The sequence below is a fragment of the Rossellomorea sp. KS-H15a genome (assembly GCF_024195245.1).
Lineage (GTDB): Bacteria > Bacillota > Bacilli > Bacillales > Bacillaceae_B > Rossellomorea > Rossellomorea vietnamensis.
In genome coordinates, this window is the sequence record NZ_CP096886.1 from 3,877,595 (window position 1) to 3,891,975 (window position 14,381).

Annotated in this window: 12 protein-coding genes; 5 read left to right on the forward strand and 7 right to left on the reverse strand. The window is 44.6% G+C overall.

Annotated features, from left to right (window positions below; all coding sequences use genetic code 11):
• Positions 1-158 precede the first annotated feature (158 nt).
• The 3 genes from M1J35_RS19930 to M1J35_RS19940 all read left to right on the forward strand — a co-directional run bounded on the left by M1J35_RS19930 (position 159) and on the right by M1J35_RS19940 (position 3,412).
• Positions 159-878 carry a response regulator transcription factor gene (locus M1J35_RS19930; protein WP_254652091.1) on the forward strand — a complete coding sequence of 240 codons (720 nt, stop codon included), beginning with the start codon at positions 159-161 and terminating at the stop codon, positions 876-878.
• Positions 865-2,589, forward strand: a complete 1,725-nt coding sequence (locus M1J35_RS19935; protein WP_254652092.1) for a sensor histidine kinase — start codon at positions 865-867, stop codon at positions 2,587-2,589. The genes M1J35_RS19930 and M1J35_RS19935 overlap by 14 nt, the downstream gene beginning before the upstream one ends.
• Before the next feature lie 253 nt (positions 2,590-2,842).
• Entirely contained in the window at positions 2,843-3,412 is a 570-nt protein-coding gene (locus tag M1J35_RS19940; protein ID WP_034756381.1) for a glycerol-3-phosphate responsive antiterminator, read from the forward strand.
• Positions 3,413-3,449: 37 nt separating this feature from the next.
• Here the strand turns inward: M1J35_RS19940 and M1J35_RS19945 are convergent, their stop codons facing one another.
• Positions 3,450-3,977 carry an MgtC/SapB family protein gene (locus tag M1J35_RS19945; RefSeq protein ID WP_371928766.1) on the reverse strand — a complete coding sequence of 176 codons (528 nt, stop codon included), beginning with the start codon at positions 3,975-3,977 and terminating at the stop codon, positions 3,450-3,452.
• A 391-nt stretch (positions 3,978-4,368) separates the two neighbouring features.
• Here M1J35_RS19945 and M1J35_RS19950 point away from each other — a divergent pair, with 391 nt between their 5' ends.
• The gene (locus M1J35_RS19950) at positions 4,369-7,359 is read left to right on the forward strand and encodes a lamin tail domain-containing protein (RefSeq protein WP_254652094.1); all 2,991 of its coding nucleotides are present in this window, start codon (positions 4,369-4,371) and stop codon (positions 7,357-7,359) included.
• A 90-nt stretch (positions 7,360-7,449) separates the two neighbouring features.
• Here M1J35_RS19950 and M1J35_RS19955 read toward each other — a convergent pair whose 3' ends face one another.
• From M1J35_RS19955 to M1J35_RS19965, 3 genes are all read right to left on the reverse strand, one after another.
• Entirely contained in the window at positions 7,450-7,995 is a 546-nt protein-coding gene (locus M1J35_RS19955; protein ID WP_254652095.1) for a GNAT family N-acetyltransferase, read from the reverse strand.
• A gap of 61 nt (positions 7,996-8,056) precedes the next feature.
• Complete coding sequence (locus M1J35_RS19960; protein WP_254652096.1) at positions 8,057-8,287, reverse strand: hypothetical protein; 231 nt, start codon at positions 8,285-8,287, stop codon at positions 8,057-8,059.
• A gap of 93 nt (positions 8,288-8,380) precedes the next feature.
• Positions 8,381-8,887: a GNAT family N-acetyltransferase gene (locus M1J35_RS19965; RefSeq protein WP_254652097.1), complete on the reverse strand. Its 507-nt coding sequence runs from the start codon at positions 8,885-8,887 to the stop codon at positions 8,381-8,383.
• A 518-nt stretch (positions 8,888-9,405) separates the two neighbouring features.
• On the opposite strand from M1J35_RS19965, the gene M1J35_RS19970 reads away from it, so the two are divergent.
• Positions 9,406-9,894: a DinB family protein gene (locus M1J35_RS19970; RefSeq protein ID WP_254652098.1), complete on the forward strand. Its 489-nt coding sequence runs from the start codon at positions 9,406-9,408 to the stop codon at positions 9,892-9,894.
• Between the two features lie 295 nt (positions 9,895-10,189).
• On the opposite strand, the gene M1J35_RS19975 is transcribed toward M1J35_RS19970, so the two are convergent.
• The 3 genes from M1J35_RS19975 to M1J35_RS19985 all read right to left on the reverse strand — a co-directional run bounded on the left by M1J35_RS19975 (position 10,190) and on the right by M1J35_RS19985 (position 14,156).
• The gene (locus tag M1J35_RS19975) at positions 10,190-11,482 is read right to left on the reverse strand and encodes a PucR family transcriptional regulator (protein WP_254652099.1); all 1,293 of its coding nucleotides are present in this window, start codon (positions 11,480-11,482) and stop codon (positions 10,190-10,192) included.
• 85 nt (positions 11,483-11,567) lie between these two features.
• Positions 11,568-13,199, reverse strand: coding sequence for an L-glutamate gamma-semialdehyde dehydrogenase (pruA, locus tag M1J35_RS19980; protein ID WP_254652100.1), 1,632 nt, complete (start codon positions 13,197-13,199; stop codon positions 11,568-11,570).
• Positions 13,200-13,238: 39 nt separating this feature from the next.
• Positions 13,239-14,156: a proline dehydrogenase family protein gene (locus M1J35_RS19985; protein WP_254652101.1), complete on the reverse strand. Its 918-nt coding sequence runs from the start codon at positions 14,154-14,156 to the stop codon at positions 13,239-13,241.
• Between the last annotated feature and the right edge of the window lie 225 nt (positions 14,157-14,381).

The following is a 14,381-nucleotide window of genomic DNA, read 5'->3' on the forward strand; positions in this document are numbered from 1 at the left end:
CCTTCAATATGAACACTTTTTTCTGTGATATCCTGATCATACATCGGGTATCTTAAGGTCCGTGAACCTCTTCCTTAATTTTACCTTAATTCCTACTTTTTCATAAAAATAATTGATATGATGGAGCTATGAATTCAGTAAGAATAGGAGATTACAAGATGCATGACAGCAAGATTCTGATTGTCGATGATGAAGTGTCCATTGTCCAGATGCTTACGACCATATTAAAAAAAGAACAGTTCACATACATAGATTCCGCCCATAACGCGGAAGATGCGTTAGCCCGCAGCCGTGATAAAAGATATGATTTGATCCTGCTGGATGTCATGCTGCCGGACCGGAGCGGCTTTGAGATCTGTCCGCTGATCAGGGAAACAACCGACGCCCCCATTTTCTTCCTGACTGCCCGCACCACCGATTTGGATAAGCTGTCAGGCTTTGCTTTAGGAGCCGATGACTATATCACCAAACCGTTCAATCCGCTGGAAGTCGTCGCCCGGATCAAGGCACACCTCAGGCGAAAGACCGTCGCTCCTTCCATGAAGCCTAAGATAAAAACGTATCAATTCGGCGGTCTTATCGTCAATACCTCTTCCGGGGAGGTAACGGTAAAAGGAAGGAAGGTCGAGCTGCCGGCACAGGTTTATCAGCTGTTGATTTTCTTTTGCAAACATCCCAACCAGCTGTTCAGCAAAAATCAGCTGTATGAACAAGTGTGGGGCGAGGAATTCCTTGGCGAGGACAATACGGTGATGGTGCATATCCGGAAACTCCGGGAAAAGATCGAGGAAAACCCAAGCGATCCCCGGTATATCCTGACGGTTAGAGGCCTGGGATACAAATTCATCCCGCACGGAGCGCAGCATGAACATTCATAAACGGTTTGTCGTCCAGCTCTTTCTGCAGCTCATGCTCATCTTCTTCCTAAGCGGAGTGCTGCTGTTCTTCCTTTTCGGAATCATCGGCTACTTCCTTTCCGACAGTGAAGCAGAAAACGATTTGTCCTTGGCGGAAGACTATTTTATTTCGCAAAATATTACGGTTGAAGATGGAAAAGCCGGCATTTCCGACCGTTTGAAAAAGCTGGTGGGAGAACAGCACGGCCGCCTGCTGGTCGTGTCTGCGGATGGAAAGCTCCTCGGAGGATATCCCGAGCTTGACGACACCCCTTCCACTTTTAATGAGGGAGAACTCGCCGGACTCTTATTGGAGAATGACCCAACGCTCGACTACTCCTACTGGCGGTTGAATGAAACCGAACCTGATGCCCCGCTGGTCTTCTTCAGAGAAGAAAATGGAGAATCACTTCTCCTGGATTCTGTGAAACAGCACGTCAATTGGAAGAAGGGAAAATTAGACTTTCGGAAAGGAGTCCTTTCAGAACTTCAGACCACTAACGCCTGGGTCCAGCTCGTGGACAGTTCTGGAAAAGTGATAGACAGCTATAATGCCGGGAACAAGCCCAAGACATACTCTCATCAAGAAATCCTCACCATGACCCAAACCAAGGAAGAATCCGTTTCTTCCTATTATAATGAGGGTACGCAGCAAACGATTTTGATGGGAATGCCTCTCAAGGACATGGCAGCTACATTGGAAGAGAAAATCGACAGCAAGGTTGGAAACAGCATCATCCTTGTTTCTGTCCTGCTCATTCTACTGCTCCTTCTCATCACCTTTTGGTATGCCCGCAAATTCGGCAAACCCCTGATGACCATGATGCAGTGGATCGAGAAGCTCGGGAACGGCGTCTATGAGCAGCCCGTCAATCACGTCGAACAGCCCCTCCTTTTTAAAAAGAACGGAAAGATCAAACGAAAATACAAGCTGTATCAAGAGCTGATCACGAACCTTTCACAATTAACGGACACCTTGAAAGACAACCAGGATCAACGAAAAAAAATCAAAGTGACCCGCGAGGAATGGATCAGCGGCATTTCTCATGACCTGAAAACACCCCTCTCCTCCATCGCAGGCTACTCCAAGATGCTGGAGTCAAAGGAATATCACTGGTCCGAGGAGGAAGTGAGGGAATTCGCTGAAATCATCGGAAACAAATCGGCGTATATGAAGGATTTACTCGATGACCTGACGCTGACCTACCGCATCAAAAACGGTGCATTGCCGATCGTCCGTGAAAAAAAGAATATCACCGAACTCATACGGCGGACCATCATCGGTTATATGAACAACCCGGACTACCAAGAAATGAACATTGATTTCCAGGCAGAGGACGAAACCGTCACAGCATCCGTCGACCCCAAATGGTTTCAACGAATCATCGACAACATCGTCGAAAACGCACTGAAATACAACCCGGTAGGAACGACGATCACCGTCTCCCTTGATGTCATCGAACATCACCTGTGCCAAATCACCATCACTGACGAAGGAATCGGCATGGACCCAAAAACCGTCAACAGCCTTTTCCAACGCTACTACCGCGGCACCAACACAAGCGACTCAGGAAGCGGAACCGGCTTGGGGATGGCCATTACGAAGCAGTTGATCCAGCTTCACCAGGGAAGCATCAGCGTGAAGAGCACGCCTGGGGAAGGGACTTCGATTCGGATTTTGATGCCGGTGTGAGGATCGTCTTTCCAAACAAAAAACGCTTTGATATCTTTGTATCGAAGCGTTTTTTCTCTTTTCTATCATTACTATTTGTTCATGATTAATGACCATTCTCATGCATTATGACGAATTAAGCGGAATGCTTCCGTCTATTGATCAGCTCTGGTTCTTTACCGGTTCTTACAACCGATAATTGTATGAGGCATCTTTTACAACTATGCTATACTAAAAGAAAAAATATTCAGACTTTTCAAAGGGGGCCAATTTCATGAAACCAAATATTATCGACATCGTCCAATCCCAGGTCATCGCTTCCATCAAAGAAGAAAAGGACCTGGATAAAGCCATACAGTCAAACGCCAACATCGTCTTCATCCTTACGGGCAATTTGATTACGATGAACGGCTATCTGAAAAAGCTGAAGGAAGCCGGTAAAACTACGTTTATCCATATTGATTTCATCGACGGGCTGTCTAATACGAAGAGTGCCATTAAATACATAGCAGAAATATGGAAGCCCGCTGGCATCATTACGACAAGGAGTAATCTGATCAAGTATGCGAAGGAAGAAGGCTTGATGACAATCCAGCGTCTCTTTCTGATCGATCGCAATGCCCTTGAGAAGGGGATTGACATCTCCCATAACTGCAAGCCCGATGCCATTGAAGTCCTACCTGGTCTCATGCCTTCTATTATTGATAAACTCACGACTATGACAACCCTCCCCATCATTGCTGGTGGCTTGATCAGTAATAAGCAGGATATTCTGAATGGGTTGAGTGCCGGCGCCCTCGCCATTTCTTCGGGGGATCCGAAGCTTTGGAATCTGGATGTTTGACTAGAAAGGACTGAAACTCCTCTGAGTTCCAGTCCTTTTAGGTCCCTACCTTTTTTTCTGCATCGTCTTCTTTTCTTTTTTTCCCGACCCACGGGAGGCGAACTCGTACGATTGTGATCTCACGCTCTTCAAAGATGTTTCCTATTTTCGTAATAATGAAGGTTACCAGTGTGGCAAAGATGACGATGGAATAGAATCCCGCTCCAATGCCGATACCGACTCCCCCCACGTAGAAAATCATCGCTGCTGAAGTGAGTCCCTTTACCCTCAAACCGTCCTTCAGGATTACGCCTGCCCCAAGGAATCCCAAACCGGATACGATCTGAGCTGCAAGACGGAAAGGATCCATCATCTTACCACTGCCCGGTTGACTGAGCATCTCGGCGCCTTCGATCGAGACGATTGTGATCAAGGTACAAGCCACTGATACATACGTGTATGTTTTCAAACCCGCGGGCTTATTTTTGGATGTCCGGTCCCAGCCTATGATGAACCCCAATATTGCGCTCACGACAATCCGAAAATAAATATCATGCTGCCAGAAGAATCTCGTTACTTCATTCATGTAATGCGCCATGCCCTCTTCCTCCTTAAATGAAAAAAAGACCGCGCCACAAAACGAATACATGATTTCTCCACATTTTGTGAAAAAAATCATACCATTCGCTTCATAGGGGATCTCTTCTACTCTTCCTACCAAGCTTCTTCTTATTCCTTTCATCATACACCAATTCCCTCTTCATTTCAATAATATATCTAAAAATTCAAAATATACACTAAATTAAATCTAAATGCCCATTTCCTCAATCGCGGGTCTATTGTATGATGGAATTAAACAGTGAATATAGCGGGTAGAGATGAGGAGAACCCTGTGTCAATCGTGTGTACGGTCATCGTGCACCCCATTGCCATGGGGTTCTTTTCTTTTTTACATAAACAATAGAAAAAAGGAGGAAATGATGTTGAAAAACCACTCAATCACCCGGATAGCCGCCCTTCTTGCTTTCGCCATTACTGGACTCTTATTGCTTCAGGCCCACAACGCAAGTGCGCAAGAAACCAATCCGCCCCTTATCATTACGGAAATCGTCACCAAATCTGCAGGGTCAGGACAGCCCTATGAGTACGTCGAAATCTATAATACCACCACAGAAGCCATCAACCTGCAAGACTATCAGCTTCAATACTTCACAAGTAACTTCTCAAGCCCGGCCAACCGCTGGCCCATCGAAGATAAAATCATCCAGCCAAAAGATTCCCTCGTCCTTTGGTTAAAGAAATTAGCCTATCCTGATGTACCCCTTTGGGACTTCAACTCCAACTATGAGATGTACCTCACACCTGAGGATGTATACGAAGTCAAGCTGACCTCAACTGGTCAAGGATTGCATGACAGCAGCCTGCGTCAGGTAGGAATTGCGGACGCCGATGGCACGATCCTCAGCACCGCTCTCATCAATGATGGCGAAGTAGATGGCATCACGAACCGGAGCATCACCTATCAGGCCACCGGCTCTGCTGCGATGACCAAGATGAAAAACGATGAACAGCCGACTCCAGGCGTCGTTCTGACCGGACAGGTAGCTGGTCCCTCGACACCTGCAAACCTGACCGCAACTCCTTCCAACCAGTCGGTTACCCTTGAGTGGGAAGCGACAGATGGTGCTGTTTCTTATCAAATCTACCATTCTGACGGATCGATTACTTCCACGGACGCTGCCACATCAATCATAAACGGGTTGGAGAATGGAAAGACCTATACATTCCGGGTGACATCCGTGGACGCAGAAGGAAATGAATCCCCGGCAACTAAAGAAGTCCGTGCTGTCCCACAAGAGGTCGTGGACAGCGTAGCCCCAGCCACGCCTTCCGGATTGAAAGCAACTCCAGGCAAGGATCATGTCAAGCTGCTTTGGAATGCCAATCCTGAAAGAGACCTTAGCGGATACCGCGTCTACATCAACGGGACGCTTTACGGGACAGTTGATGCTGACCAAAATAGCCTGAACGTATCCCCTCTGGAATTGAACAGGGAGTATTCTTTCAAAGTAACGGCAATCGACCACGTCGGAAACGAATCGGAACCGACCAAACCACTCGTCACAGGCCCGAGTGAAAATGTCCCGACACCAAACCTGCTGATCACGGAATTGATTCCGAATACAGATAACTATGCAGGTTATGATGCATTTGAATACTTCGAGCTTTATAACAACAGCCCCGACCCAATCGATTTAAAAGGATATCGGTTCGCGTCCTACAACTGGGATGAAGAAATCGGGGACACTCATATCTTAAAGCCTTGGGATACGGTGGTGATCTGGACCAGGAACACTGCCATCAGCCCTATCTCCCTTGAAGCGTTCAACTATAACTATTTTTATTCTTATAGTAGTAAGTATCTTCAGGAAGAGGATATCATTGTCATCGGTGATATCGCCGGCCTGGTCAACGGCGGCAATACACTGACCGTTTACGACCCTGATGGACGTGAAGTTGTAAGGGCCGATTATTCAGGAGAGGACGTTTCCCTAAAACAAACCGTCACCTATTCCTATCCAAAGGATAATACCCGGACGATGGAAAAATTGGCAGCGGGTCAAAGTCCGACACCTGGATGGGTCATAGAAGATCAAGCACCGGATCGTCCCGTGTCAGATGAAGCAGCACCGCAAACACCGACCAACGTGAAAGCCACTGCAGGCAACGGGGAAGCCGTTTTAACATGGGACGCTTCCAGTGAAACCGATCTATATCGCTATCACATTTACAAAGATGGAGAACTTGAATATTCCGTCGATCCATCCCAGACCGACTTTACTCTTTACACGCTAGTCGGTCATCAAACATACACGTTACAAGTAAGCGCTGAGGATACATCAGGAAACATATCAGAGAAATCAGATCCCGTAACCGTCACACCGGATCATCAGATCATCACCCAGGTGGAACGGTCCCAGCATGAAAAAGATCCCGCCTATCAGGACCTTTGGGATATCAGTACCGACGGCCCGGTGATCGCCGGACTATCAGAAGGTCTTGTTCCACAAGGATTGTCCTATTACAAGAAAAAAGACTGGCTCCTTACCATCGGCTACATCGATGATGGGATCCGACCGGGTACCATAACCGTTACAGACCGCACAACCGGAGCACTAGTGAAATCCGTTGTCCTCTACAACAGGGACGGCACACCTTACACCGGGCATGCAGGCGGTGTAACCGTCAGTCGTGATCACGGCTGGGTCGCATCAGAGAATCACTTATTCAGCTTCAATTTAAGCGACCTGGTCAATGCACCAAACAACGGCGAAATCCAGTTCACCAAACAGATCCCCATCCCCGTCGAAGCGGCATACACCGTCTATGATGAAGGCATCCTTTGGGTCGGGGAATTCTATGAAGCAAGCTCATACCCGACCGATCCCTCCCATCACATCGAGAACAGGGACGGAGACATGCACTACGCATGGATGATCGGATACGATCTAGAACGAAACAACGACATGCTGAGTAAAGAGCAGTGGAATGGCTCACCTGACGTCAACGCCGTACCGGATTACGTGTTATCAACGACAGGAAAAGTCCAGGGAGCCATCATGCAGAAGGCAGCAAGAAACGGTGTCACTCTCAGCACTTCTTACGGCAGGGCAAACGACAGTGTTCTGTATCGCTATGAATATCCGTTGAAGGAAGAACCACATGCCTATGCCACTGTAGAAGGAAAACAAGTTCCATTATGGTTCCTGGATGGTCACACGGCCAAACCACGCCAGAGTGTCGAAGCCATCCCAATGCCTGAGGGAATAGTGGAAATACAGAAAGAACTGTACGTCGTATTCGAATCCGGCGCCAACAAATACCGCTACACCACCACCTACCCGATGGACCGGATGCTTAAGATTGATATGAAGAAGTTGATGAAGGATGATAAGGGGATTGAGTAGCTTAAAGGCGTCATAGAAGAGAAGGATCTCAGTAAGTGAAAAAACCAGACCTAAATGGATCTGGTTTTTTCTTATGCGGTTAAAGCCCCGTTACTTGAATAACTTATACCAATACAAAGTGGTTTCAATATTAGGATTATAGGACTGCTTCAATGTATCAACTCCACCTAGTATGAATCCTTGTTTTAGATAAAATCTGCATGCACCAAGATTATCATCTTGTGCTTCCAAGGACATTCCTATAAGTCCTCTTTGTTTCGCCCAGTCCTCAGCTTTATTTAATAGCAGCTTTCCGACTCCACTGCCTCTATACTCTTTTTTAGTCGCTATGTTTTCAATATAGCAGAAGCGATTCCAATCCTTCACGACTCTAATTTGCCCAATGCATTCATTATTCTTATATGCTAAAAATAGAGCTTTATCTTCACTGTTTATATATTGGCTCCAATCAAGTTTGTCATCCGGGAAACGGATATCTTTGGTTTTATCAAATAGTTTCTCTTCAAAAGACCATTTTCCTGATTGAAAACTGGGTACAAGCTTACCAAACACTTTAAAAGAATCATTTGTTTGATTGATGTCATCAATTAATTCATCCTTTAATGGAGAAATAATGAGTTTACCTTCACTACCCAATCATACGCACTTCCTTTATTGATGTTTTGAAACTGCATTATTTAATGATCATTCAACCCTATCATCCAAAGTGATGATGAAAATACCAAACAACAAGAATCATACAAACAATTCCCCAAACAGTCGTACTCGCTATCCACCAAATAATGGATCTAGCCTTCCGTGGGCTCTCCTCATCTTCGTAATTTGCTGATATAGAAGCAAGCTTATTTTCCATGCTTGTTTTCATAGAAAGCAGCACAATAAATCCAATTATGATGAAGCCAATAGTGATCCAGAGTAATAAGTCCACTCGATATACCTCACTTTGTTTAGGAAATAGTTTTCTCTTCCATTATCCAGCCCAACAATTTAATAAGGGCAAAAGTCGGATCAAATAATTGATCTAAAGATCACGCATGTTCCAAACAACTTCTTCTCCATCTTCTTTCCAGGTACTATGGTGGCGTATGAAACCAATCTTTTCAAGAACTCGAAAGGAAGCAATATTCCAAGACCCAACAGTAGCCCACAGACGTTTACGTCCAGTTGCGCCCGCAGCTTCTATAATTGCTGATGCAGCTTCTGTTGCATAGCCTTTCCCGTGGACACTTTTGAACAGTTCATAAGCAATTTCCGGCTCTTCTATAGTAGAACGACCAATAATTAATCCACAATACCCAATCATATCTCCTTCCTCTTTGCGTCGGATTGTAAGTGCACCTATACCACTTTCCAGTGCTCTATCACGTAAACTGATAACATGTTTGCGAGCATCTTCAAGAGTTGGCCTATCAACTCCACGTTCCCCAACAAGTTCCCTATACCAAGATGCATCCGATTCCTCCCATATACTCAAGTAAAGCCGTTTAGTCATTATTTCAAAATCCATTATTGAGAATCCACTTGTCATCTGATAACCTCCTTGTCTATTTTTTGGGGGACGGGCGATAGGAAAAGGTAGAGTAAAAACCGTCTCCACTCTACTCTTAAATCACATCAAAATTAGCAGCAGATATAGCAGTGTAAATATCTCTTCACTTTACAGTAAAAAGTTTTAAAATCAGACCTAAAATGAATCTGGTCTTTTTGTCTATATTCCTTCTTATGCTGTTAAAACCCTCTATAACCTAAAAACAATTTTCAATCATATGTTTTCTTTTTTCGGTATATTTCACTTCATACGCCTCAATAAGTTAATTCCATTATTTTCAAAAGGGGTCATCACTCTACTCTGCGCCGTAGCTCAATCTTAAAACAGTTGTTCTTTTTCATTAATACAACATATGGTAAAATATTATTAGAATATTTTGAATAATGTTGCCTTCATTGTTCTAGTGAAGAACAGATTAATTGCTATATACATCACGTCAAAATAAATTTTGAACTAGGGATTATCTATTTAAGGAATTACATTGGAGGGAATAGAAAATGGATGTAAGGACAGTTTTGTTACAGCAATGGGCAAGCTGCTTAGATCGAGAAGACTGGTTTCCACCACTTGAAAAAGTTCTGGAGGATATCACCTTAGAACATGCCATTTGGAAACCAGCTGAAGGGGCCCATTCCATTTGGGAATTAGTGTGTCATTTGCTTTTCTTTGAAAAACGAATTCTGTTACGATTTCTTGGTGAAACAGCCAATGAACCACAGGCAGAAAATAATGACCCTACATATCAATTACCAACTGAAACATCTCAAAATTGGCAGAAAACAAAACAAGAATACTTCCATGTTCATCGTGAACTAGAAAAAATTCTAGCAACATCAGAACTAGAAGATTTGTATAGAGAAATTCCTGATGACAATCCATTAATGATTGAACTGAAGAGTTTAGCGATGCACGACGCCTATCATATTGGACAAATTGTATTCCTCAGTAAAATGCAGGGAGTTTGGGCAGCAAAACGCAGTTTTTAGGGCACCCCGGGGACGGTTGTCACTCTATTCTTTGAGATGAATATGATGCGATGATCGACAGGAGATCTCCTTAAACAAAACGCGTTTTTTTTAGATTTTTACGACTTACGCTAATCAGTTGATTGGAACGGAAGGTGCTCGACTCCTGCGGGAATTGCGGGAAAGTTGAGACCCCACAGGGCAAAGCCAGAGGAGGCTCAACTCACGCCCCGCGGAAAGCGAGCACCTGGAGTGGAAATCAACCAGCACTAGCTTCGTTAATACAAAAGTGTTTTTAAAAACTCAATAAGCTCAATCAAATCCCCTTCAAAGCATCCTTATACCTCTGATAATAAGCCTCCACATTATTCAACAGCAACAACTCTGTATACAAATACACCTTCATATTAAAATCATTAAAATCAATCGCAGTCAGTTCCTGTATCTTCTTGATCCGGTAATTCAACGTATTCGGATGGATAAACAGTTCGCTTGCCGTCTGTTTCCCCTTCCCATCATTCGCCAGGTACACCTCAAGTGTTTTAAGCAAATCTGTCTGCTTCTTTACATCATTCTTGATCAATACCAACAGATCATCACTGTAATAATCCTTTGACGTGTTCTTCTCATAGAGCGTCGGCAAGTACCGGTAAATACCAAGATGAGCGAATTCCCGGGGCATGGATTCAGGACGCGGGCTGATGAAGTTAGCCGTTTCAATGACTTCTGATGCTTCCAGGAAGCTTTTTCTCATTTGATATAACGTGGTGTATTCCTTCCCGATCCCGATCAGGAAATTGTAGAATTCTTTCTCACCAGTTTGTTCTTTTACTTTTTCAACAAGGTCTCTCGCTAGTTCGAGGGAAGACGACGGTGTGTCTGCCTTTCCGTAGAGAACGAGGATCACCTGATATTCCGTCCGTAGTGAATAAACCTTTGTGTTGAAGCTGGATTCCTGGACCAGTTTCTCCAGTTGGTCCAGCATAGGCTTATAGTCCGACGATGCAATCGAGTACACCGCTACCGTGAACCGTTCCGGCAGGGTCAACTTGACGAGGGACGCATCATGGCGGAGCTGGCTTTCACTTCCGTATTCGTGCTGTAGGAGATGCCACAGTACTTCTTCTTTTCTGTCTTTTTTGATATTGACCTTCGCGTACATATCATTGATCAGGTTTCCAAGATGTGCGGAGATTTCTTCAAGGAAACCGAGCTCTTCATTTTCGAGAAGGCGGTTGGATTCCTGAACCCAGATGTATCCCATCGTGTTTCCCAGATATTTTGCGGCGATGACGACGCGCTGGTGGAATCCTAACTCTTCCATCGCCTGCACCCGGATCGGATCCGTATGTTTTTCGAGCTGGTGGACGATGCCCTCTTTTTTCAGTCGATCAATAATGAAGACCGGACATTTTTTCGTGAGGATTGTCTTTAGCTGTGTTTGATCGAATTTATTAGAAGAGGAACTATATGAAATCAGCTCGAAATTTTTGTTTTCGATGATGACGGGATTGCCCAGTTTTGAGCTGATCAATTCCGTCGCTTTATGAATATCTTCTGTTTGGAGGATGATATCTATTGCTTCCATAGGAATCGTACCTTTCCACAAATGTTTGTGACTCCTATTATAGCGTTAAATCCCCCAATAAAAAATGAAAAGCTCCCCCATGTCGGGAGAGCTTGTCGTATTCGGTTTATTCCTCATCCATAAACGGATAAGTAATATCGGTTGTTGGCGCGAAGTTTTCTTTGATGATACGAGGACTGGTCCAGCGAATCATGTTGAAAACAGAGCCTGCTTTATCGTTTGTACCAGAACCGCGTGAACCGCCGAATGGTTGTTGGTTGATCACGGCACCAGTTGGTTTATCGTTGATGTAGAAGTTACCAGCTGCACCGGATAGACGGCGTTCTAAGTGCATGATCGCTTCACGATCCTGTGCAAAGATCGCACCCGTTAATGCGTACATGGAAGCTGTATCCACTGAAGTAAGGGTTTCTTCTAATTGATCGTTTTCATATACATAAATCGTTAAGACCGGTCCAAAGATTTCTTCGGTCATCGTTTTGAAGTTTGGATTCGTTGTCACGATGACAGTCGGTTGAATGAAGTATCCAACAGAATCATCATACGTACCGCCGGCAATGATTTCAGCTTCTTCTGAATCAGCCGCGTAGTCGATGTAGCTTGTGATGGAATCAAAGGCAGGTTTATCAATAACCGCACCCATGAAGTTCCTGAAGTCACGCACATCCCCTACTTTAAGCTTCGACGTTTCTTCCACAACTCCATTTTTCACTTCTTCCCACATGCTTGCTGGGATGTAAGCACGGGAAGCTGCTGAACATTTTTGACCTTGGTATTCGAATGCACCACGAACAAGTGCAGCGACTACTTTGTCTGCTTGAGCGGTTTCGTGAGCGAAGACAAAGTCTTTACCGCCTGTTTCCCCAACTAGACGAGGATACGATTTGTAGTTAGTGATGTTTTCTCCTACTGTTTTCCAGATCGTCTGGAACACGCTTGTTGATCCAGTGAAGTGGAATCCTGACATACGTGGATCTGTTAATACCACTTCAGAAACTTGAGAACCGCGAGATGGGACGAAGTTGATAACGCCCTTAGGCAGTCCAGCTTCTTCCAGGATACGCATGAAGTAGTAGTTTGATAGTAAAGCCGTTGTTGCCGGTTTCCACACAACTACGTTCCCCATGATGGCAGGAGCTGATGGCAGGTTACCACCGATTGCTGTGAAGTTGAATGGAGAGATTGCTAGTACGAAACCATCTAATGCACGGTATTCTAAACGATTCCAAATGTTTTTCATGCTGTCCGGCTGCATTTGATAGATTTGGTTGGCATAATCAACGCCAAAGCGTAGGAAGTCAGCTAATTCTTGTGCTGCATCGATTTCCGTTTGGTATGCTGTTTTAGATTGCCCCAACATCGTAGCAGCGTTGATAACATCACGGTATGGACCAGAGATTAAGTCAGCCGCTTTCAGGAAGATGGATGCTCTGTGCTCCCATGGCATATTGGACCATGATTCCTTCGCAGCCATTGCTGCTTCTACTGCATCACGAAGCTCTTTTTCACCTGCTTGTGAATAGGTAGCCAATACATGTTTGTGATCATGTGGCATGACCACTTGCTTCACTGTATCTGTCTTGATTTCCTCGCCATTGATGATGACCGGGATCTCAACCTCAAGACCAGCTTGACGCTCTAATTCAGCTTTTAGCGTTTCTCTTTCTTTCGTACCTGGGGCATATGTATTACCAGGCTCATTTGTAGGTGTTGGGATGTTGTAAATTCCGTTACTCATTCTCTTCACGTTCCTTTCTGATTTCATTCTGTCTGGATGTTACTTGCTGAAGATTCCTTTTAATGCGAATGCGATGTTCGCCGGCCGTTCCGCCAGACGTCGCATGAAATACCCGAACCAGTCCTCGCCATATGGCAGGTAAATGCGAACGGTATATCCTTTTTTCAATAAGTCGGTTTGCAGTTGGTTCCGCATTCCGTAAAGCATTTGAAACTCGAAGCGATCATTCGGGATATTATGTTCTTTCACTAATCCGATTGTGTAATCGATGATCGCTTCGTCATGGCTTGCGATCGCTGTATAATGGCCGTTCAAGAGCTGCTTCTTGATGAGATGCTTCAGGTTCTCATCCACCTTTTTCTTCTCCTGGAACGCCACTTTACCCGATTCGTTATATGCACCCTTCACAAGCCTCAAATAAGGGGAGAACTGATTGAGATCATCCACATCCTTATCTGAAACATATAGATAGGATTGGATCACCGTCCCCACATTGTCGTACTTTTGACGGAGCTTCTTGTAAACATCAAGGATGGCATGGCACCTCGAGGAATCCTCCATATCGAGAGTGACCGTGATTCCGCTTTCTTTTGCCTTCGACAGAATCAACTCCATGTTTTCCATGACAAGATCTTGACTGATATCCAACCCCAGGGAAGTCAGTTTGACAGAGATTTCAGTGTTTAGCCCATGATAGGCGATGGCACTGATACTCTGGATACATCCTTGGACATTCTCCCGCACCACCTCTGTGGAATCGACGAACTCACCAAGATGATCGACCGTTACCTGGAATCCCTCCTCGTTCAATTGCGTAATCAATGGAATCGCTTGTAAAAAGGTTTCTCCCCCTACAAGATTGTTAGCCCCAAATTTCGATCCCCACCGTTTGGCCATCTTATCCAATGCCTTATTGTGAGAAAGAAACATGAAAAAACGCTTACTGATTGCTTCCATGATTACAACACCTCCTTATAGTGACTGTTACCTCAAGTGTGAGGTGATTAAACGAAGAAATGTAAATCTTAAGAAAATTATAACGGGAAAAGTGGCTCTGAAACAACGTGCTCCGGACACAAATATTTGTGGGTTGAGTTATGGTGGGAGCACAAAAGAGGGGCGAATAAATTGAAACTATCTGTTATCGGTTTCCGTCTAATTAATAAACATATGATAAGGGGA